This window comes from Nocardioides sp., assembly GCF_036401255.1.
Taxonomy (GTDB): Bacteria; Actinomycetota; Actinomycetes; order Propionibacteriales; family Nocardioidaceae; genus Nocardioides.
Map to the genome: position 1 here is coordinate 1 of NZ_DASWVI010000274.1, position 19471 is coordinate 19471.

Genomic DNA, 19471 nt, shown 5'->3' on the forward strand with positions numbered 1-19471 from the left:
CGCACCCTCGAGCGTCCCGTCCCCGGCCGAGCCCCGGCCGTCGCGGCAGGCCGAGCGGCACCCGGCGCCCACCCCCACCGCCCGGCCCGCCCGCCCCGTCCGGTCCACGACACCGCAGCCCGCGAAGCCCTCGCCCGCACCCCGGACCAAGGCCGGGGCGATCGCCGACTCGCGCACCGACTCGCGCACCGACGCACGCTCCGGCTCCTCGCGGCAGCAGCGCGAGATCGAGCGGGCGCTGCGCGCCGACCGCCAGCTCGCGGCGATGCTGCGCACGACGTCGCCGGCGACCTCCCCGGTGATGCAGTGGTTCGGCGGCGCGCCCTGGACGCTGCCCGTCGGCGCCTACCACCTGACCGCGCGCTTCGGTCAGTCCGGCAGCCTGTGGAGCTCCACCCACACCGGGCTCGACTTCGCCGCCCCCACCGGCACGCCCGTGCGCGCCGCGACCGCGGGCACGGTCACCTCGGTCGGCTGGGCCGGCGCCTACGGCAACAAGATCGAGATCACCCACCCCGACGGCACCGAGACCTGGTACGCCCACCTCTCGCGCACCGCCGTCCGCGTCGGCTCCCAGGTGAGCACCGGCGCCGTGATCGGCGCCGTCGGCGCCACCGGCAACGTGACCGGCGCGCACCTGCACTTCGAGGTGCGCCTCGCCGACGGCAGCGCCGTCGACCCCGACGCCACGCTGCGCCAGCACGGCCTGCGGCCCTGACGCCGTCCGGGCGGACGCTCGTGTCGTTGCCGCTGCACGTGGCGGTGCCTGCGTGCATGCGCGTCGACCGCTCGCCCGGCCTCGCACCTCAGGGTCGCACCCGGGTCGTGCCGGATGTCGGTGCTCGCGTGCGGGCCCTAGGTTCACGGCATGGCCCGGATCAAGATCGTGCCCGGAACTCCGCGATGGGCGGTGTGGGCTTCCTACGGCACCGTGCTGTGCGTCCTACCGTCGGCGGTGTGGCGAACCGCCATCGGGTTCGGCGCCGACCTCGGCACGACCGAGGCGTGGCGTGAGTTCCAAGAGGTTCCGGGGCCCGGCACTGTGTACGTGGTGGGGCTGAGCCTGCTCTCGATCGGCGCAGCGGCGCTGACGTTCGGACTGGTGCAGCCGTGGGGTGAGGTGCTGCCGCGCTGGGTGCCGCTGATCGGGGGACGGCGGGTCCCGCCCGCGGTGTCACTGTCCATCGCCGTCCTCGGAGCGATGTGCGTGATCGCCATCTGCTGGATGAGCGTCGTGAACTGGGGCCAGATCATGGGGTTCCGTGGCCGGCCCGCGGCGGGCTGGTACCAGGTGGCGACCGCGGCGTACCTGCCAGCGTTGTCGTGGGGACCCCTGCTGCTCATGGTGACCTGGGCGCGTTGGCGGCGGATCTCCCGCGCTGACGCGGGCCGCCCTGGAGGCGACCCGGTGGGAGGCTGCCGCGATCAGGACGGCGGTCGGCCGGCCCCGTCATGAAGGAAGCCGCAGGCCAGACGTGCGGTCTGACCTGCGGCTTCTGCTTGTGGGCAGGGGCGGGGTCGAACCGCCGACCTTCCACTTTTCAGGCGGACGCTCGTACCAACTGAGCTACCTGCCCAAGCGACGGCCACCCTACAGGAGCCGCGACGGCCGAGGAAAATGCGGGTGGCGCTCGCTTTGGAGCGCGTCGGCGCCCGACCCTATGCTGTGGCGAGCGTGTCCGGCCCCCATCGTCTAGCGGCCCAGGACCCCGCCCTTTCACGGCGGTAGCACGGGTTCGAATCCCGTTGGGGGTGCTGATCCGGCCTCGATTGGGAGCAGGCGCCGCATGTAGGTTAGAGTTCCCACCGCTTCGGCAACGAGGCGAGAGCACCACTCAGCAGCACCAGCACCACCATGGCCCCGTAGCGCAGTTGGTTAGCGCGCCGCCCTGTCACGGCGGAGGCCGCGGGTTCGAGTCCCGTCGGGGTCGCCACGCACGCCCCGGATCGCGAGATCCGGGGCGTTCGACATTTCCGGACGCGACGTCCCGCTGGCGCCCCGCATCCATCCACCCACCACAATGGCGGCATGCCGATCGAGATGGCGCCCGAGGAGTTCGACGCCCTCGTCGACCGCGCCCTGGACGACATCCCCGACGAGATCGCGGCGCTGGTGCGCAACGTGGTGGTGCTGGTCGAGGACGAGCCGCCCGCCGACGACCCCGACCTGCTCGGCCTCTACGAGGGCATCGCCCTGACCGAGCGGTGGGGCGAGCCGGTGATGGAGCTGCCCGACCGGATCTTGATCTTCCGGGGCCCGCTGCTCGACCTGTGCGACACCGAGGAGCAGCTCGTCGAGGAGGTACGGATCACCGTGGTGCACGAGATCGCGCACCACTTCGGCATCGACGACGATCGCCTCCACGACCTCGGCTACGCCTGAGTGCCGGCCGTCGGCCGGGCTGGTTCAGGAGGCGCCGCTGTGCTGATCGAGGTCCGCGGCGTCCTGCCACGCGATCGGCGGCTCGCCGGACTCCTGGCGCACGAACTCGGTGAGGAACCACCGCTGGAACCGCTGCTGCTCCGGTGAGCGCGCCAGCGAGAGCAGGCGCTCCTCGCGGCAGAAGTCGTCGGCGAGGTCCAGCAGCTCGATGAACCGCCCGATCGCGGCGGCCGAGCGGCGCGGCATCGCGACGTGCAGGTCGGCCGTCTCCGCGCCCGTGTCCAGCGCCCGGTCGATCTGGTCGGCGCCGATGCCCTCGCGCAGGTCGCGTTCGAGCGACCCGAACAGGTCGGAGAGGTCCTTGGCGAGCGGGTACTCGTGCTCGTAGGCCAGCGCCAGCAACCGGACCTCGCGGCGCAGCTCCTGGTAGTGCTGCTGGAACTCCACGAACGTGCGCAGGGGTACGCCGTGGATGTCGATGCGCAGCTCGTCGGCCGCCGGCTGGGCCGCCTGCGCGGGCGGCGGGATCACGCCGGTCACCAGGCCCTCGACGAGGTGGTCGCCGTACTGGGCCCGCGGCGCGAACCACACGAGCTTGCCCCGCTCCTCGACCTCCACCCCCCAGGCGGCCGAGCAGCGGGCCACGATGCTCAGCCCGCGACCGAAGGTCAGCAGCAGGTCGTCCTCGTCGTGCACGTCCTCCGAGGGCATCAACGGCACCTCGGGGGAGCCGTCGCGCACCTCGACGCGCGGGTGCTCGCGGGTGCCCCGCACCCGGACCGAGAGCGGCGGCCGGGCGTGCAGCAGTGCGTTGGTCACCAGCTCCGACACGCCGAGCTCGGCGCACTCCACCAGGTCGGCGCGGCCGACGTCCTGGAAGGTGCCGACCACCCACCTGCGGGCATCCTGCACACCGCGAGGACCCGAGCCCAGGGACAGGGCTGGCCTGTTCAGCGGCACGGTGAACTCCACAATGGACGGGGGACCGGCAGGTGATGCCGTTGTTCGCTCGTGTACCCGTCGAAAATCGGAGCGAAACCTGGGCAGATCACCCGTTGTGCGGTGGCCGGACGACTCGATACCCGAGATCACGTGCCGGTGGCCGGTGTGACCGAGGGTACTGCCTCCGGGTGGCCGTTGGCCGGATGCGCCGGAAGAATGGGGGTACAGCGAGGCGTTGACCCCACAGGAGCCGTTCCCAGCGCACGAGAGGTCCACCATGTCCGGCAGCGAGGCCGCCCGACCGGCGGCAGGCACGACGTCCCAGCGGCACCGGGTGGTGGTGATCGGCTCCGGCTTCGGCGGCCTGTTCGGCACCAAGGCGCTCCGGCGGGCCGACGTGGACGTGACGATGGTCGCCAAGACCGGCCACCACCTGTTCCAGCCGCTGCTCTACCAGGTGGCGACCGGCATCCTCAGCCAGGGCGAGATCGCCCCGCCGACCCGGGAGATCCTCAGCGGGCAGAAGAACGCCGCCGTCCTGCTCGGCGAGGTCACCGCAATCGACCTCGAGGCCCGCACGGTGACCTCCCAGGTGCTCGGTCGACCGACCGTCACGCCGTACGACTCCCTGATCGTGGCCGCCGGCGCCGGGCAGTCCTACTTCGGCAACGACCAGTTCGCCGAGTACGCGCCCGGGATGAAGAGCATCGACGACGCCCTCGAGCTGCGCGGCCGGATCTTCGGCGCGTTCGAGATGGCCGAGCTCGGCGCCGCGCGCGGCGACGACATCGACCACCTGCTGACGTTCGTGGTCGTCGGCGCCGGCCCGACCGGCGTTGAGATGGCCGGCCAGATCGCCGAGCTGGCGCACCGGACGCTGCGCAAGGACTTCCGCCACATCAACACCCGCACCGCGCGCGTGGTGCTCGTCGACGCGGCCGCCCAGGTGCTCCCGCCGTTCGGCGAGAAGCTCGGGGCGAAGACCCGCACCGAGCTGGAGAAGCTCGGCGTCGAGGTCGTGCTGGGCGCGATGGTGACCGACGTCGACGAGCGCGGCATCGAGATGAAGTTCAAGGACGGCCGGGTCGAACGGATCGACACCGTGACGAAGATCTGGGCCGCCGGCGTCCAGGCCAGCTCGCTGGGCCGCACGCTCTCGGAGCAGACCGGCGCGCCGCTGGACCGTGCCGGGCGGATCGCAGTCAACCCGGACCTCACGCTGCCCGGCCACCCCGAGGTGTTCGTCGTCGGCGACATGATCGCGCTCGACAACCTGCCCGGAGTCGCCCAGGTCGCGATCCAGGGCGCGAAGTACGCCGCCAAGGAGATCGACAATCGGCTGCGCGCCAAGCCCTCGCAGGGTCCGTTCAAGTACTTCGACAAGGGCTCGATGGCGATCATCAGCCGGTTCCGCGCGGTCGCGATGATCGGCCGGCTGCGGGTCACCGGCGTGCTCGCCTGGCTGATGTGGCTGGGGCTGCACCTGATCTACATCACCGGGTTCAAGAGCCGGGTCACCGCGCTGCTGCACTGGGCGGTGTCGTTCATCGGCCGCGGCCGCTCCGAGCGCACCACCACCGAGCAGCAGATCTTCGCGCGCAGCGCGCTGGGCCGGCTCAAGCACGGCGCCGCCGACCTGGTCTCCGACCCGGGCGCCTACGACGCCGCCCGGCAGCTCCTCGAGACCACCCGCCGCGCGGAGCTCGAGGCGCGGGCGCTGGAGGAGGCGCGGCTCACCGATGCCGGTGAGCGGGGGGTCAAGACCAGCTGACCACGGGCTCCTCTCCCGTCGAGTGACGTGAAGTGGCTGTCCCACGGCCGGGAAGTCAGCCCGTTCGCGTCACTCGACGAGAGAGCGGCGCCTACTCGAAGTAGCTCGGGGTCGCCTTCCCCTCCGCCCCGGCTCCGCGCTGGTGGGCGGCGAGCGCCTCGCGGGCCCAGCGCGGCAGGATGAACAGGCCCTCGGCCTCCACCGTCACGCCCTCGGCGTCCCTCAGCTGGCCCCGCGCCCAGGTCTTGATGCCCTCGCTGCGCTCGATCCACGCCTCGGCGCGCAGGTCGCCGAGCGGGGTGCCGCGCCGGTAGCGCAGCGTGAGCGTGCCGGTCATCCCCGGCTTGCCGCCGGCGCCGGCGGCCTCGCCGAGCATCTGGTCGAGGATCAGCGCGGAGACCCCGCCGTGCACCAGCCCGGGTGGCCCCTCGTACGCCGCCCCCAGGTGGAAGTCCGACCAGGCCCGGCCGGTGTCGTCGTGGTCGATCACCAGCGGCGGCGCGACCGCGTTGCGCAGCCCGACCACGGAGTTGCCCCAGGGCCGGCCCCGGCCGGTCGCGCCGAAGCGCACGCCGTACGCACCCTCGAGCTGCCGGGCGCGCAGCCGTGCGGTGAGAGCCTCGACCTCGGCGTGCACCGCCCGGATCTCGTCGTCGTCGACCTCGGTGCGGATCGTGGCGTCGACGAGCTCGCGCACGGCCTGGGTGAACGGCCCGTAGAGCGCTCGCTGCCGCTCGAGCTCCTCGGGGGTGATGTCGTCGCGCACGTATCCGGCCACGCCCCGGATCCTAGAACAGGTTCCATTTGGTGGAATGGCTCCGTGACCGAGCTCTCCGACCCCGACGTGCGGTTCCGGGACTCCTGGGCGGCGGCCGTGGCGGAGTTCCACGCGGCGGGGGAGGAGCACATGCACGGCTCGGGGCTGTGGGACCTCGAGCGCGTCGACGTCACCGAGGCCGGCTGCCGCGCCGCGGTCGCGCACCTGCTCGCCCAGCGCGACCCCGCCACCGCACTGCCTGCGGGCCGGGTGCACTGCACCTACCTGTGGATCACCGACGGCGCCGAGGAGTTCCTCGGCTACCTCGCGATCCGGCACACGCTGACCCCCTGGCTGCTCGAGGAGGGCGGCCACATCGGGTACGCCGTGCGGCCGAGCCGCCGGCGCGAGGGCCACGCGTCCCGGGCGCTCGCGCTCGGGGTCCAGCGGGCCGCGGTGCTGGGACTGGACCGGGTGCTGCTCACCGTCGACGAGCACAATCCGGGCTCGCGCCGGGTCATCGAGGCCGCGGGCGGGGCGTACGAGGACAGCCGCCGCGGGAAGCGCCGCTACTGGGTCGACACCGCGCCCGCCACCGACGGTCAGCGGGGGACGTAGTGCACCTCGGGGCGCTGGGCGTGCAGCACCCGCAGGAACGCGGCCGGGTCGACCATGGTCGCGTCGAGGACGTACGGCGCCATCCCGCGCCGGTAGAACAGCACCCGCCAGGTCCGCTCACCGGCCACCCCGATGACATCGACCGGTGAGCGGAGGTCGGCGAGGTCGAAGACGTGCCGGCCGCCGGCGCGGCGGATCTCCAGCCGGCTCCCGGTCGCCAGCACGGCGGTCACCGGGCGCCGCACCCACGCTCGCCAGGCGGCCACGGTGCCCCCGGCGAGGGCCAGGGCCAGGCCCAGCGTGAGGATCCCCGGATCGGCGTACGCGACCGCGGCCTGGAGGGTGGTGAGCACGGTGGCCGCGAACAGCACGAACCCGGCCACGTGCCGGCTGCGCGGCTCGATGCTCAGGTCGACCGTCTGGGGCGTCGCGGGGCGCGAAGTGACGGGCGCGGTGGGGGCCGCGCCCGTCGATCCCCGTGCGTCCGAAGCCCCACCGCCCTCCGGAGACGGCGGGGTCACGGCAGGATCCGGCTGCCGGGACGGATCGGTGAGCACCGGAAGCGCGGCTCGGGTGAGGTCCTCGATCACCGCTCGACCGGCGTCGCGCTCGCCGTGCGCGAGCCACTGGTCCAACAGGTCGAAGGAGGACGCCTGGGTCCCCTCCGGAGTCACGCTCCCCATACCCCGAGAACGCCGCGCCCAATCCCGCGTTATGGCCGGGACCGGCACTGGTCTGGACCGGCCCGGCCGGGAGGGCTTCGGAAATAGGAAGAACCGCCGGCGTCTCGGGTCACCGACGGTTCAACAGTCCGAGAGGCTAGGGGCACCGACGGCCCGTGCGCACCTGTTTGCCGGGAATTTCCCTCAGGTGGAGTAGACCGGTGCTGGGTAGGCCCCGTGGGACTCGAACCCACAACCCATGGATTAAAAGTCCACTGCTCTGCCATTGAGCTAGAGGCCCGGGGCGTCGGGTCCGGCCGGAAGACCCACGGGATCTCTCCTCGGGCCGGCGCCTGACTGCGCCGACTGTACCCGTCGGGACCGGTCGCTGGTGCGCGGTGCCGCCCGCCGCCCGGTCAGTGCGCGAGCACCCAGGCGAGCCCGCCCTGCTCGGCGTGCCCGTTGATCCGGGCGGCCCGGGCCTCCAGGTCGGCGCGGGCGATCGCGACCTCGATCGGGTCCCTGCCGCCGGCCCTCCCTGCGATGCGTGCTCATCGCGTCAGCGCGAGCCGTAAGGTGAGCTCGGGGGTACTCGGACGGAGGGTGCTCAGGCATGGCGCGACGCAGTGTCGCCACGATCATCGGCGCGGACGGCGCCCGCCAGGCCGCGGTGATCAGCGCGGTGGCCTGCCTGGTCACCCTGCTCGCGTTCGCGGACAGCGACACACCCGCCGTGCCGATCCTCGCGGTCGCGGCCGCCCACGTCGCGCTCGGCGCGGCCGCCTGGTGGACCTCGGGCCGGCACGGTGCCCTCGGCGGTCGCCGCGCCGCCGGCGTCGGGACGGCGATGCTCGTGCTGCTGGCGCTGACCTCCTGGGTCTTCGACGGGTTCGCCTCCGGCGTGGGCCCGCTCTACGTCCTCGTGTTCGCCTGGTTCGGGCTGCACTGCCCGGTGCGCAGCCTGCTGGCCGCGGCACCCGTCGCCGCGATCGGGTACGCCGGCTCGCTGCTGCTCGCCGACGCCCCGACCCGGCGCGTGCTGTCGGTGTTCGTGCTGGTGCCGATCGCCACCGTCGTCGGCCTGCTGATCGCGGAGTACGTCCGCGAGCAGCGAGCGCTGCGCGACCAGCTCGAGATCCGCGAGCGCTGGCGCGGCGCCCTGATGGCCACGCTCGCCCACGACGTCCGCAGCCCGCTGACGTCGGTCACGGGGTCCATCGAGATCCTCCAGGACGACGAGTCCCTCCCGCCGGCGTACCGGCCGCTGCTGACCTCGGCGATGCGGCAGGCGCGGCGGGTGCTGCGGCTGGCGACCGGCATCTTGGAGGTCGAGCGGGTCGAGGACGGCGCGCTGGTGCTCGACCGGCGGCGGGTCGCCGTCGCGTCGATCGGGCACGCCGTGGCCCAGCTGACCCAGCCGGAGTCGGTGCTGGTCGATGCCGACCCCGGGCTGGAGATCGACGTCGACCCGGAGCGGATCGAGCAGGTGCTCTACAACCTCGTCAGCAACGCGTTGCGGCACGGCCGACCTCCGGTGGTGATCAGCGCCGTCGCGCTGCCGGGGGTGGTGGAGATCGCGGTCGAGGACCAGGGCGACGGGGTCCCGGCCGCGGACGTGTCGCTGCTGTTCGACCGGTTCTCGGCGGCCGACCACTCCCCGCACTCGGTCGGTCTCGGCCTGTGGATCGTGCGCATCCTGGCCGAGGCGCACGACGGGAGCGTCCGCTACGAGGCGCCGCGCGGCGGCGCCCGGTTCGTCGTCACGCTGCCGGCCGCGACCCCGGTGACCGACGTGCCCCCGGCCAGGACGTAGGGCCCTACTCCGCGCCTCCCCGCCGTGGTCCGATCGACGGGTCGGACCGGGGGCAGGAGGCGAGATGACAGCCGGCTTCACCTATCGCGCGCCGACGCGACGCGACGAGCTGCTCGCGCTGCTCGGGGAGTACGGCGAGCGGGCGCGCGTCCTCGCCGGCGGCACCGACCTGCTCACCGACGTCCGCACCGGTCTGGCCCGGCCCGCCGTCGTGGTCGACGTCAAGCGGGTCGAGGGCTACCGCGACCTGGTGTGGAGCGGGGACCGCGGGCTCGTGATCCGGCCCGGGGTCTCGATCAACGACGTGCTCCACGACGACCGGGTCGGCGCGGCGTACCCCCTGCTGGTGGCGTGCGCGGCGGACCTGGCCTCCCACCAGATCCGCAACCGCGCGACGGTGATCGGCAACGTCGTCAACGCCTCCCCGTGCGCCGACATGGCGCCCGCCCTCCTCTGCCTGGGTGCCCGGGCGGTGCTCAGCTCGCACGACGGCCGCCGGGAGGTGCCGTTCGCCGAGTTCTTCACCGGCCCCAAGCGCACGGTGCTGCGGCCCGACGAGCTGCTCGAGGAGGTCGTCGTGCCGCCGGAGAGCGCCGGCGCGCGCGGCAGCTACCGCAAGCTGAAGCGGATCAAGGGCCACGACCTGGGCATCGTGGGGGTGGCCGCGATGGCCCAGGACGGACTGCTGCGGCTCGGGATCTCCTCGGCCGCGCCGACGCCGGTCCTCGTCGACGGGCTGAGCACCCGGGCGCCGGCCGAGGAGGTGGTCGCCGCGGCGCAGGCCGCGATCAGCCCGATCAGCGACGTGCGCTGCACCCGGGAGTACCGCTCGCACATGGTCGGCGTCTATGTCCGCAGGGCGCTGGCGGAGCTGGGGGAGGTGGCCTGATGCAGGTCTCGGTGACCGTGAACGGCCAGCTCTTCCAGCGCGACGTGGAGGACCACTGGACGCTGGTGCGGTTCCTGCGCGAGGGGCTCGGGATGACCGGCTCGAAGGAGGGGTGCGGGGCCGGCGAGTGCGGTGCCTGCACGGTCGAGCTCGACGGCCGGACCGTGAACTCCTGCCTGGTGCTCGCCGTCGAGGCCGACGGCGCCAGCATCCGGACCGTCGAGGGCGAGGCCGACCACGGCCGGCTCTCGGACATCCAGGCGGCGTTCGCCCGCCACCACGCGGTCCAGTGCGGGTTCTGCACCGGCGGGATGGTGCTGTCGGTCCGCGACCTGCTGCGGCGCAACCCGACGCCCACCGTCGAGGAGATCCAGGAGGGCATCGAGGGCAACTTCTGCCGGTGCACCGGCTACCAGCAGATCATCGAGGCGGTCCTGGACGTCTCCGGCCAGCTCGGCGACGCCGCGGACGGCGGGGTGCGCCATGTCTGATCTCCGCTCCGAACGGGTCGTCGGCACCGACGTACCCCGCGTGGAGGCCGTCGAGAAGCTCACCGGCGACGCGCTCTACACCGGCGACCTGGTGCTCCCGGGCATGCTGCACGCGAAGGTCAAGCAGAGCCCCCACGCCCGCGCCCGGATCCTCCGCATCGACACCAGCCGCGCCGAGGCGCTCCCGGGGGTGCACGCCGTGCTCACCGGCCACGAGCTCGACTACAAGCTCGGGCTGTACGTCGTCGACAAGGACATCCTCGCCAAGGACGTGGTGCGCCACTTCGGGGAGGCGGTGGCCGCGGTCGCCGCGGAGACCCTCGAGATCGCCCGCGCGGCCGTCGAGCTCATCGAGGTCGACTACGAGGTGCTGACGCCGGTGCTCGACCCGATGGCGGCGATCGCGGACGACGCCCCGCTGGTGCACCCCGACCTGGGCGGCTACGCCTACGTCGAGGCCGCGTTCAGCCCGCAGCCGGGCACGAACGTCGCGCACGTGCAGCGGGTCCGCAAGGGCGACCTCGAGCAGGGCTTCGCCGAGGCGGAGTGGGTGGTCGAGCGGGAGTACACCAACCCGTCGGTGCAGCACGTGCCGCTGGAGACCCACGTCGCCGTGGTCCAGTGGAAGGCCGGCGACCAGGTCACGATCTGGACCAGCGCGCAGTCGCCGTTCACCGTGCGCAACCTGTTCTGCACCGCGATGCGGCTGCCGCTCAACCAGGTCCGCGTGGTCGTGCCGCACGTCGGCGGCGGCTTCGGCGGCAAGGCCGGCATCCACCTCGAGCCGCTCGCGGCCTGCCTCTCGCGCAAGGCCGGCGGCCGTCCGGTGCGGCTGCAGGCGACCCGCGAGGAGGAGTTCAGCCTGCTGCCGTGCCGCAGCGCCCTGACCTACCGGATCCGGACCGGCGTGCGGGCCGACGGCACCATCTCCGCGCAGCAGATGACGATGTACTGGGACGCCGGCGCGTACGCCGACTACGCGGTCAACGTCACCCGCGCCTCCGGCTACTCCGCCAGCGGGCCCTACGAGATCCCCCACGCGCAGGTCGACGCCTACACGATCTACACCAACAAGCCGTACGGCACGGCGTACCGCGGGTTCGGGCACGTGGAGTTCTTCTGGGGCCTGGAGCGGCACATGGAGCTCGTCGCGCACGCGATCGGGATGGACCCCCTGGAGTTCCGCCGGCGCAACCTGCTGCGGCCCGGCTCGCGGACGATGACCGGCGAGCTGATCACCGAGCACACCGGCGACCCGCGCGCCTGCCTCGACGCGGTCGCGGAGGCGATCGGCTACGGGACGCTCACCGCCGAGGAGGCCGAGCACGAGCGGGCCACCGGCCGCCGGATCGGCAAGGGCGTGGCGACGCTGCACAAGGCGCCGGCGATGCCGTCGTTCACCGCGACCGCCGCGGTCGTCAAGATGAACTCCGACGGCACCGTGGTGGTCAACCTCGCGCTGATGGAGATCGGCCAGGGCTGCAACACCGCGATCGCCCAGATCGCCGCCGAGCGGCTGCGGTTCCCGGTCGAGCGGGTCAAGGTGGCCGTCGAGCGGGACACCGACAAGGATCCCTACGACTGGCAGACGGTCGCGTCCAAGGGGCTGATCCTCTCGGGCAACGCCACCATGCTGGCCTGCGACGACCTGCTGCGGCAGGCCTACGAGGTCGCCGGCCAGGCGCTGCGGGCCCACGTCGCCGACCTCGACCACGACGCCGACCGGGTGTACGTCAAGCACCGCCCGGAGGAGTCGGTCACGTTCGGCGAGCTCTCGATCGGCTACGCGTTCCCCAACGGCAACGGCATCGGCGGACCGCTCGTCGGCGTCGGCCGCTACATCGCCCAGGGCCTGACCAACCTCGACAAGGAGACCGGCCAGGGGCTCCCGGCGCTGGACTGGACGTACGGCGCCCACGGCGTGGTCGTCGACGTCGACCCCGACACCGGCGAGTTCGACGTGCTGGCGATCTCGTCGGCCTACGACGTCGGCCGGGTCGTCAACCCCGGGCTGGTGCGCGGCCAGGCGATCGGCGGCATGGTGCAGGGGCTCGGCACGGCCCTGTGCGAGGGCTACATCTACGACGAGCAGGGCCGGTTGCTGAACCCGTCGTTCACCGACAACAAGATCCCGACGGCGCGAGACCTCCCCGCCCGCATCGACACCGCCGTCGTCGAGACCGCACAGCTCGACGGCCCGTACGGCGCCCGCGGCGTGGGCGAGCACCCGATGATCTCGGTCGCCCCCGCCATCGGCAACGCGATCCAGCAGGCGACGGGCGCCGAGCTGCTGCACATGCCGATGCGCTGCGAGGACGTCTGGCGTGCGCTGCGCAGCCACGAGCCGATCGACAACTGGATCACCCGGACCCCGGCCGGGTCCTGCCGGTCCGGCCTGCCCGGCGTACCGGAGCCGTGAACCCCCAGCACCGTCCCACCGTCACCCACCACCGGAGGTAGCACCGCCATGCCCCGTCCCATCGAGGTTCGCAAGGTCCCGATCGAGCACGTCAGCGACGCCGCCGGGCTCGCCGCCCTGATCGACGACGGGGTGTTCTCCGCCGACGACGTGATCGCGGTCGTCGGCAAGACCGAGGGCAACGGCGGCGTCAACGACTACACCCGGATCATCTCCACCCACGCCTACCGCGCGGTGCTGGAGGAGAAGGGCACCCGCACCAAGGAGGAGGTCGCGCAGGTGCCGCTCGTGTGGTCCGGAGGGACCGACGGCGTGATCAGCCCGCACGCCACGATCTTCGCCTACGCCCCCGAGGGCCGCTACGAGCCGACCGACGAGCCGCGGGTCACCGTCGGCTACGCGATGAGCGAGGTGCTGCTGCCCGAGGACATCGGCCGCCCGGCCATGGTCGAGAAGGTCGCCGCCGGGGTCCGGGTGGCGATGGAACGGGCCGGCATCACCGACCCGGCCGACGTCCACTACGTGCAGACCAAGACCCCGCTGCTGGTCCAGGACACGATCAACGACGCCGAGCGGCGCGGCCAGACCGTCTACACCCACAACACGCTCGAGTCGATGGACGTCTCCAACGCGACGACCGCGCTCGGCATCGCGGTCGCGCTGGGCGAGATCGAGATGCCGACCGCCGAGCAGATCTTCCACGACCTGTCGCTGTACTCCTCGGTCGCCTCCTGCTCCTCGGGCGTCGAGCTCGACCAGGCGCAGATCGTGGTGGTCGGCAACGTGCGCGGGCTCGGCGGACGGTTCCGGGCGGGGCACAGCGTGATGAAGGACGCCCTGGACATGGAGGGCGTCTGGGCGGCGATCCGCGACGCCGGCCTCGACGACATGCCCGCCGACTGCATCCACCCCCGCCACATCGCCGGCCGCCTGGTGAACCTGTTCGTCAAGTGCGAGGCCGACCCGACCGGTCGCGTCCGGGGCCGGCGCAACATCATGCTCGACGACTCCGACGTCGCCTGGCACCGGCAGATCAAGGCGTGCGTGGGCGGCGTCGTGGGCGCGGTCTCGGGCGACCCGATGAACTTCGTGTCGGTCGCGGCGGTGCACCAGGGCCCGTCCGGGGGCGGGCCGGTGATCGCGATCGTGGACCTCGGTGCGTGAGGGCTGTTGCCCGGCCGTCACGCCCGTGTTGCGCAACCTTCACCACGCTCGCTGAGATTTCCTGGCTCGGGGAGTTGGCGTGGCGCCGGAGATTGGTAGCCTGTGCAGTGCAACAGGTGCAAGTTCCAGCAGGTCTGACGCCCGCGGAGTTTGTGATCCAACGGCGTTTCTTCTTCCGTGGGCCTGCCACTCACGAAAGTCGGAGCGACGGTGTCACCGCATCTGGTGCGGACCGTCGAAGTGACGGTTCTCGCCCCGACTAAGGAGTATCGAGCACATGGCTCAGGGCACTGTTAAGTGGTTCAACGCGGAGAAGGGCTTCGGCTTCATCGCGCAGGAGGACGGCGGCGACGACGTCTTCGTGCACTACTCGGCGATCCAGACCCAGGGTTACAAGTCCCTGGACGAGAACCAGAAGGTCGAGTTCGACGTCACGCAGGGCCCGAAGGGCCCGCAGGCGGAGAACGTTCGCCCGGTCTGATTCACATCGGGAGACCTCGGGCCCCGGCCTGAGGAGCTTCCAGGAGGCCCCATCCGCTCGGGTGGGGCCTCTTGTGCTGTCCGGGCGGTGTCACATAGCCCACACGGATCAGATTTGGCCGGTTGGGTTTGGAGAGGGCGAGGGTCGGGCACGCTTGCCAGAAGGAGGGGGTCCCCGGCATGCAATTGAGGAGTGATGAGGTGCACGACCAGTTCGACGTGACCCTCGAGGACTCCGACCTCCTGGGGGAGGTCGAGCTCACCACCAGCCTGATCATCGCGGCGAGTGAGTCGGACGACCACCTGTCCTCCGACGAGATCGACCAGATCCTCGGAGTCGTGCCGGAGCCTCGACACGAGTCCTGACCGTCCCCCGGGCGGCCACCGGCGCCCGATTCCCCTGTGCGTGATACCCCTCCCGGGTATGCTCTGGTCATGGCAGAGCACCAGCACGGCTACATCCACCGCAAGGACGACTACCTCAAGCGGCTGCGCCGCATCGAGGGCCAGGCGCGGGGGCTGCAGCGGATGGTGGAGGACGAGAAGTACTGCATCGACATCCTCACCCAGGTCTCCGCGATGACCAAGGCCCTCCAGGCGGTCTCCCTGGGCCTGCTCGAGGAGCACATGAACCACTGCGTGCTCGACGCCGCCCGCTCCGACGACGAGACCGCCGCCCAGGAGAAGATCACCGAGGTCATCGACGCGGTGTCCCGGCTGGTCCGCTCCTGAGTCTCCCGCGCACCTGACGTATCTGTCGTCCGCGCGCGCTCCTGACGACCGATACGTCAGGTGCGTGGCCCCCCTCAGCAGGTGGCGAACAGCACCGGTCCGGTGGAGAGGTCCGAGAGCACGTAGGTGCCCTCCCGGGGCGCCAGGTCGAGGCGTACGACGCGGCCGTCGGCGGTCGCGGAGGCGACCGAGAACCGGTCGGTGAAGTCGCCGCCCTGGCCGGGGGCGGGACCGCTGGCCAGGGCCGAGCGGCTGTCGGCGTTGCGGCGGGCCTGGTCGCCGGTCTCGAACGCCATCGCGACCCGCACGTGGCCGCCGGGCTGCACCGACATCGCGAACCCGGTGAGCGGGTCGACGCCGCCGGCCTCGTCGACCAGCCGCTCGCCCTCGGCCTCGTCGGAGGCGTCGGCCTGGCTCATCGCCAGCGCGCCGCAGGCGTACGGGCCGTCGTAGACCGCCGCCGACACCGGGTCGCCGGAGGCCGCGAGCACGTCGTCGACGCCGGTCGGCAGGTCGCCGTCGCCCAGGCCGTCGACGGCCCGCTCGAGGTAGTCGGCGGTGTCGCTGGTGAGCACGAGGTGCCGCTCGCGGTCGAGCGCCACGAACTGCAGCTCCGGGGTCAGGTCCGCCCCGAGCGTGGGCAGCAGCTGGTCGCCACCGAGCCACACCCCGTCCTCCTCGGACGGGCGGGTGAACCCGGCCCGCTCGAGCCGGTCGGCCAGCTCGTCGAAGTCGGTGTTCTCGGGCATGCCGATGACGACGACGGCGCCCGACTCGGACTGGCTGAACAGCTCCCAGTCGGCGGTCGCCGGCGAGAAGCCGAACCGGGCCTGCAGCACCGGGGCCGACTGCACGAGCGCCGAGGCCGAGGTCAGGTCCCGGTCGAACCCCTGGTCGAGCAGGTCGCGGACCTCCCGCTCCGACGACGACCCGTCCAGCCGCGCGCCGACCTCGGCGCGGACCGCCGCCCAGTCGGTCCAGGAGAGCCGCTGCGCGTCGCCCGGGACGTACGACGCGGCCCGCTCGAGGTCGCTGCGGTGGCTGTCTCGCCACCGGCCCACCCCCACGACCGCGACGACCGCGACGACCGCGACCACCAGCGCGACCGCCACCACGATCGTGAGCCGTCTGCGCACCTGGGTCTCCTGTTCGGGCGAGGTGGTGTGACACTAGCGGCATGCCCGGGAAGGACGTCCTCGCCGCCGGTGCCGTCGTCTTCCGTCCGGGGAAGCGGGTGCTACTCGTGCACCGGCCCCGCTACGACGACTGGTCGTTCCCGAAGGGCAAGCTCGACCCCGGCGAGCACGTCGCCGCGGCGGCGGTGCGCGAGGTCGAGGAGGAGACCGGGCTGCACGTGCGGCTCGGGCCCCCGCTGACCGGCCAGCGCTACCCGGTCGCGGGCGGCCGGATGAAGTCGGTGTCCTACTGGGTCGGGAGGGTCGTCGGCGACGACGACGTCAGCGGCTACCGGCCCAACGCCGAGATCGACCAGGTCGCGTGGTTCGAGTACGACGACGCCCTGGCGCAGCTCACCTACGAGCACGACCAGGACACCCTGCGCGAGGCCCGCCCGCTGCGCCGCAAGACCCACGCGCTGGTGGTGCTGCGCCACGGCGAGGCCCGCTCGCGCAAGGCCTGGCGCCAGGACGACCGCCTCCGCCCGCTGGTCCAGGCGGGTCGGCACCAGGCTCAGCGGCTGGTGCCGCTGCTCGCGGCGTACGACGTCACCCGCATCGTGTCCTCCAGCAGCGCCCGCTGCGTGGAGACCGTGGGCCCGTACGCCGACACCACCGGCTGGAAGCTGGAGCTGGAGGACGGCCTGAGCGAGGAGGACGCGACCGCCTCGTCGGTGGTCCGGGTGGTCGACGAGCTGGTGACGGCCGAGGAGGGCGGGGTGCTGTGCACCCACCGCCCGGTGCTGCCGGCGGTCTTCGACGCGCTCGGCGTCCCCGACCCGCAGCTCGCGCCCGGCGCGATGCTCGTCGCGCACCTGCGACGTGACCGCATCGTCGCCACGGAAGTGCACATGATCCACTGAGGTCAAGCGTTCTGGGCCTTGTTCACGTGATGTCCGTCTCGTGAGCGGCTGTCGGTCCCCGACTGGGCGATTCGAGTTCACTCCTCGTTCACCGACGACCCCGGATCCGTCCATCTGTGCTGCCTAACTTCGGTGGTGTTCTAGACGACAAGACATCAGGAGCATTGAAGTGATCCGCACTTCCATCCGCCGGGCCGTGGTGCCCGGGATCGCCGTACTCGCCCTCGCTCTCGCCGGCTGCGGCGCCGACAACGAGGACGACAACAACTCCGGCGGCGGCTCCGGCTCGGGCGACAGCAGCCTGTCCGGTGACCTGAGCGGCGGTGGCGCGTCGACCCAGCAGGCCGCCATGGGCGCTTGGGCCGTGGGCTTCCAGGACGCCAACTCCGACGTGACGGTCAACTACGACCCGATCGGCTCGGGCGGTGGCCGGGAGAACTTCATCTCCGGCGCCTTCCCGTTCGCCGGCAGCGACGCCTACCTCACCGACGACGAGGGGGAGCTGTCCAAGGCGACCGAGCAGTGCGGCGGCACCGTCATCGAGGTGCCCGACTACGTCAGCCCGATCGCGATCGCGTTCAACATCCCGGGCGTCGACGAGCTCAACCTCTCGCCGGAGACCCTCGCGGGCATCATGGCCGGCAAGATCACCTCCTGGGACGACAAGGCCATCGTTGCCGACAACCCGGACGCCGACCTGCCGTCCGAGCGCATCAACGCGGTGCACCGCTCCGACGAGTCCGGCACGACCGAGAACTTCACCGACTACCTCGACGCCGTCGCCGGTGACGTCTGGACCGCTGGTGTGGTCGAGACCTGGCCGGGCGACTTCGGGGGCGAGGGTGCCAAGGGCACCTCCGGTGTCGTGCAGACGATCGGCAACTCCGAGTACTCCATCGGCTACGCCGACGCCAGCCAGACCGGCGACCTCGGCCAGGCCAACATCAAGGTGGGCGAGGAGTACGTCGCCCCGTCGGCCGAGGCCGCCGCGAAGATCCTCGAGGTCTCGCCCGAGGCCGACGTCGCCACCGACACCCAGCTGGTCTTCGACCTCGACCACAAGACTCAGGAGGCGGGGGTCTACCCGATCGTGCTGACGTCCTACTTCCTGGCGTGCGGCACCTACGACGATGCTGCGACCGCGGACAAGGTGAAGGCGTTCGCCGAGTACATCCTCAGCGACGAGGGTCAGCAGCAGGCGGCGGCCGAGGCCGGCTCCGCCCCGCTGTCGGCCGACCTGGCCTCGAAGGCGCAGGAAATCGTCGCCAAGATCGGCAGCTGAGCCGTTTCGCAGTAACGTCAGCGAGGGGTCCGGGCCTTCGAACGAGGCCGGGCCCCTCGCTGGGCGTGTGTGAGGAAGGGCAGGAGATCCAGAGGTGAGCGTGACGGAGCCAGTCGTGGACCGCGAGGAGTCGACCGGTCGTGTCGGCGACGTCGTGTTCGCCGGCGTCAGCCGCGGCTCGGCCATCGTGATCATGCTCGCGCTCGCGGGCGTCGCGGTGTTCCTCCTGCAGCAGGGTCTGCCCGCCCTCGGCAATCACGGCGAGGCGGTCTACGGCAAGAGCAGCATCTGGACGTTCGTCTGGCCGCTGTTGTTCGGGACCCTGCTCGCGTCGGTCATCGCGATGATCGTCGCAGCGCCCCTGGCCATCGGTGTCGCACTGATCATCAGCCACTACGCCCCTCGTCCGATCGCCAAGGTCCTCGGCTGGCTGATCGACCTGCTGGCGGCCATCCCGAGCGTCGTCTACGGCCTGTGGGGCATCCAGTTCCTCGCGCTCAACATGGTCCCGGTCTACAAGTGGCTCGAGGACCACGCGGGCTGGATCCCGTTCTTCGAGGGCCCGGTGCCGAACTCCGGTCGCACGATGTTCACGGCCGGCCTGGTGCTGGCGGTCATGGCTCTGCCGATCATCACCGCGATCTGCCGTGAGGTCTTCGCGCAGACCCCGCTGATGCACCAGGAGGCCGCGCTCGCCCTGGGCGCCACCCGTTGGGAGATGATCCGCCTCGCGGTCTTCCCCTACGCCCGCTCGGGCATGGTGTCCGCCGTGCTGCTCGGCCTGGGCCGCGCGCTGGGCGAGACGATGGCGGTGGCGCTCGTGCTGGCACCGACCCTGATCGTGTCCTTCAACCTGGTCACCGCCGAGCGGAGCTCCTCGACGATCGCGGCCAACATCGCGTTGAACTTCGGCAACGCCTCCGGCTCCAAGATCGAGACGCTGATCTTCTCCGGCCTGGTGCTCTTCGTCATCACGTTCGCCGTCAACTTCCTCGGCCGCGCCATCGCGGCCCGGGGCCAGAAGGGCTGA

The 19471-nt window shown here is 72.0% G+C and carries 20 protein-coding genes and 4 tRNA genes; 18 read left to right on the plus strand and 6 right to left on the minus strand.

Annotation, left to right across the window (positions count from 1 at the left end; genetic code table 11):
- Together VGD85_RS12615 and VGD85_RS12620 are read left to right on the plus strand one after the other, a co-directional pair.
- A partial coding sequence (locus tag VGD85_RS12615; protein ID WP_331063794.1) for a peptidoglycan DD-metalloendopeptidase family protein occupies positions 1-718 on the plus strand: 718 nt, incomplete at its 5' end.
- 150 nt (positions 719-868) lie between these two features.
- On the plus strand, positions 869-1456 hold the full coding sequence (locus VGD85_RS12620; RefSeq protein WP_331063795.1) for a hypothetical protein: 588 nt from the start codon (positions 869-871) through the stop codon (positions 1454-1456).
- Between the two features lie 47 nt (positions 1457-1503).
- Here VGD85_RS12620 and VGD85_RS12625 read toward each other — a convergent pair.
- Positions 1504-1577 (minus strand) — tRNA-Phe (locus tag VGD85_RS12625).
- A 105-nt stretch (positions 1578-1682) separates the two neighbouring features.
- Here VGD85_RS12625 and VGD85_RS12630 point away from each other — a divergent pair.
- The 3 genes from VGD85_RS12630 (at position 1683) to VGD85_RS12640 (ending at position 2383) form a co-directional block, all read left to right on the plus strand.
- Positions 1683-1755 (plus strand) — tRNA-Glu (locus tag VGD85_RS12630).
- 102 nt (positions 1756-1857) lie between these two features.
- Positions 1858-1934 (plus strand) — tRNA-Asp (locus VGD85_RS12635).
- A gap of 95 nt (positions 1935-2029) precedes the next feature.
- Entirely contained in the window at positions 2030-2383 is a 354-nt protein-coding gene (locus VGD85_RS12640; RefSeq protein ID WP_331063796.1) for a metallopeptidase family protein, read from the plus strand.
- A gap of 24 nt (positions 2384-2407) precedes the next feature.
- Here VGD85_RS12640 and VGD85_RS12645 read toward each other — a convergent pair whose 3' ends face one another.
- Positions 2408-3274 (minus strand): ATP-binding protein, encoded by an 867-nt coding sequence (locus VGD85_RS12645; RefSeq protein ID WP_331063797.1) that lies wholly within the window; start codon positions 3272-3274, stop codon positions 2408-2410.
- 328 nt (positions 3275-3602) lie between these two features.
- Here VGD85_RS12645 and VGD85_RS12650 point away from each other — a divergent pair, with 328 nt between their 5' ends.
- Positions 3603-5096 (plus strand): NAD(P)/FAD-dependent oxidoreductase, encoded by a 1494-nt coding sequence (locus tag VGD85_RS12650; RefSeq protein ID WP_331063798.1) that lies wholly within the window; start codon positions 3603-3605, stop codon positions 5094-5096.
- A 91-nt stretch (positions 5097-5187) separates the two neighbouring features.
- Here the strand turns inward: VGD85_RS12650 and VGD85_RS12655 are convergent, their stop codons facing one another.
- The gene (locus VGD85_RS12655) at positions 5188-5874 is read right to left on the minus strand and encodes a PaaI family thioesterase (protein ID WP_331063799.1); all 687 of its coding nucleotides are present in this window, start codon (positions 5872-5874) and stop codon (positions 5188-5190) included.
- Between the two features lie 42 nt (positions 5875-5916).
- Between VGD85_RS12655 and VGD85_RS12660 the strand changes: the two genes are divergently transcribed.
- The gene (locus tag VGD85_RS12660) at positions 5917-6471 is read left to right on the plus strand and encodes a GNAT family N-acetyltransferase (RefSeq protein ID WP_331063800.1); all 555 of its coding nucleotides are present in this window, start codon (positions 5917-5919) and stop codon (positions 6469-6471) included.
- Here the strand turns inward: VGD85_RS12660 and VGD85_RS12665 are convergent.
- On the minus strand, positions 6456-7145 hold the full coding sequence (locus tag VGD85_RS12665) for a hypothetical protein (protein WP_331063801.1): 690 nt from the start codon (positions 7143-7145) through the stop codon (positions 6456-6458). The genes VGD85_RS12660 and VGD85_RS12665 overlap by 16 nt on opposite strands.
- Positions 7146-7362: 217 nt before the next feature.
- A tRNA-Lys gene (locus tag VGD85_RS12670) sits at positions 7363-7434 on the minus strand.
- 312 nt (positions 7435-7746) lie between these two features.
- Here VGD85_RS12670 and VGD85_RS12675 point away from each other — a divergent pair.
- The 8 genes from VGD85_RS12675 (at position 7747) to VGD85_RS12710 (ending at position 15121) form a co-directional block, all read left to right on the plus strand.
- The gene (locus tag VGD85_RS12675; protein WP_331063802.1) at positions 7747-8946 is read left to right on the plus strand and encodes a HAMP domain-containing sensor histidine kinase; all 1200 of its coding nucleotides are present in this window, start codon (positions 7747-7749) and stop codon (positions 8944-8946) included.
- A 64-nt stretch (positions 8947-9010) separates the two neighbouring features.
- The gene (locus VGD85_RS12680) at positions 9011-9835 is read left to right on the plus strand and encodes an FAD binding domain-containing protein (RefSeq protein WP_331063803.1); all 825 of its coding nucleotides are present in this window, start codon (positions 9011-9013) and stop codon (positions 9833-9835) included.
- Positions 9835-10326 carry a (2Fe-2S)-binding protein gene (locus VGD85_RS12685; RefSeq protein ID WP_331063804.1) on the plus strand — a complete coding sequence of 164 codons (492 nt, stop codon included), beginning with the start codon at positions 9835-9837 and terminating at the stop codon, positions 10324-10326. The genes VGD85_RS12680 and VGD85_RS12685 overlap by 1 nt, the downstream gene beginning before the upstream one ends.
- Positions 10319-12745, plus strand: a complete 2427-nt coding sequence (locus VGD85_RS12690) for a xanthine dehydrogenase family protein molybdopterin-binding subunit (RefSeq protein ID WP_331063805.1) — start codon at positions 10319-10321, stop codon at positions 12743-12745. The genes VGD85_RS12685 and VGD85_RS12690 overlap by 8 nt, the downstream gene beginning before the upstream one ends.
- A 48-nt stretch (positions 12746-12793) precedes the next feature.
- Positions 12794-13909 carry a ring-opening amidohydrolase gene (locus VGD85_RS12695; RefSeq protein ID WP_331063806.1) on the plus strand — a complete coding sequence of 372 codons (1116 nt, stop codon included), beginning with the start codon at positions 12794-12796 and terminating at the stop codon, positions 13907-13909.
- Positions 13910-14186: 277 nt separating this feature from the next.
- Positions 14187-14390 carry a cold-shock protein gene (locus VGD85_RS12700; protein ID WP_056863399.1) on the plus strand — a complete coding sequence of 68 codons (204 nt, stop codon included), beginning with the start codon at positions 14187-14189 and terminating at the stop codon, positions 14388-14390.
- A 200-nt stretch (positions 14391-14590) separates the two neighbouring features.
- The gene (locus VGD85_RS12705) at positions 14591-14755 is read left to right on the plus strand and encodes a hypothetical protein (protein WP_331063807.1); all 165 of its coding nucleotides are present in this window, start codon (positions 14591-14593) and stop codon (positions 14753-14755) included.
- 69 nt (positions 14756-14824) lie between these two features.
- A complete protein-coding gene (locus VGD85_RS12710; protein ID WP_331063808.1) occupies positions 14825-15121 on the plus strand; it encodes a metal-sensitive transcriptional regulator in 297 nt (98 codons plus the stop codon).
- Positions 15122-15195: 74 nt separating this feature from the next.
- On the opposite strand, the gene VGD85_RS12715 is transcribed toward VGD85_RS12710, so the two are convergent.
- Positions 15196-16257, minus strand: coding sequence for a hypothetical protein (locus tag VGD85_RS12715; protein WP_331063809.1), 1062 nt, complete (start codon positions 16255-16257; stop codon positions 15196-15198).
- Positions 16258-16298: 41 nt separating this feature from the next.
- Here VGD85_RS12715 and VGD85_RS12720 point away from each other — a divergent pair, with 41 nt between their 5' ends.
- From VGD85_RS12720 to pstC, 3 genes are all read left to right on the plus strand, one after another.
- The gene (locus VGD85_RS12720) at positions 16299-17159 is read left to right on the plus strand and encodes an NUDIX hydrolase (RefSeq protein ID WP_331063810.1); all 861 of its coding nucleotides are present in this window, start codon (positions 16299-16301) and stop codon (positions 17157-17159) included.
- Between the two features lie 169 nt (positions 17160-17328).
- Positions 17329-18441 carry a phosphate ABC transporter substrate-binding protein PstS gene (gene pstS / locus VGD85_RS12725; protein WP_331063811.1) on the plus strand — a complete coding sequence of 371 codons (1113 nt, stop codon included), beginning with the start codon at positions 17329-17331 and terminating at the stop codon, positions 18439-18441.
- A gap of 100 nt (positions 18442-18541) precedes the next feature.
- Positions 18542-19471 (plus strand): phosphate ABC transporter permease subunit PstC, encoded by a 930-nt coding sequence (gene pstC, locus VGD85_RS12730; RefSeq protein ID WP_331063812.1) that lies wholly within the window; start codon positions 18542-18544, stop codon positions 19469-19471.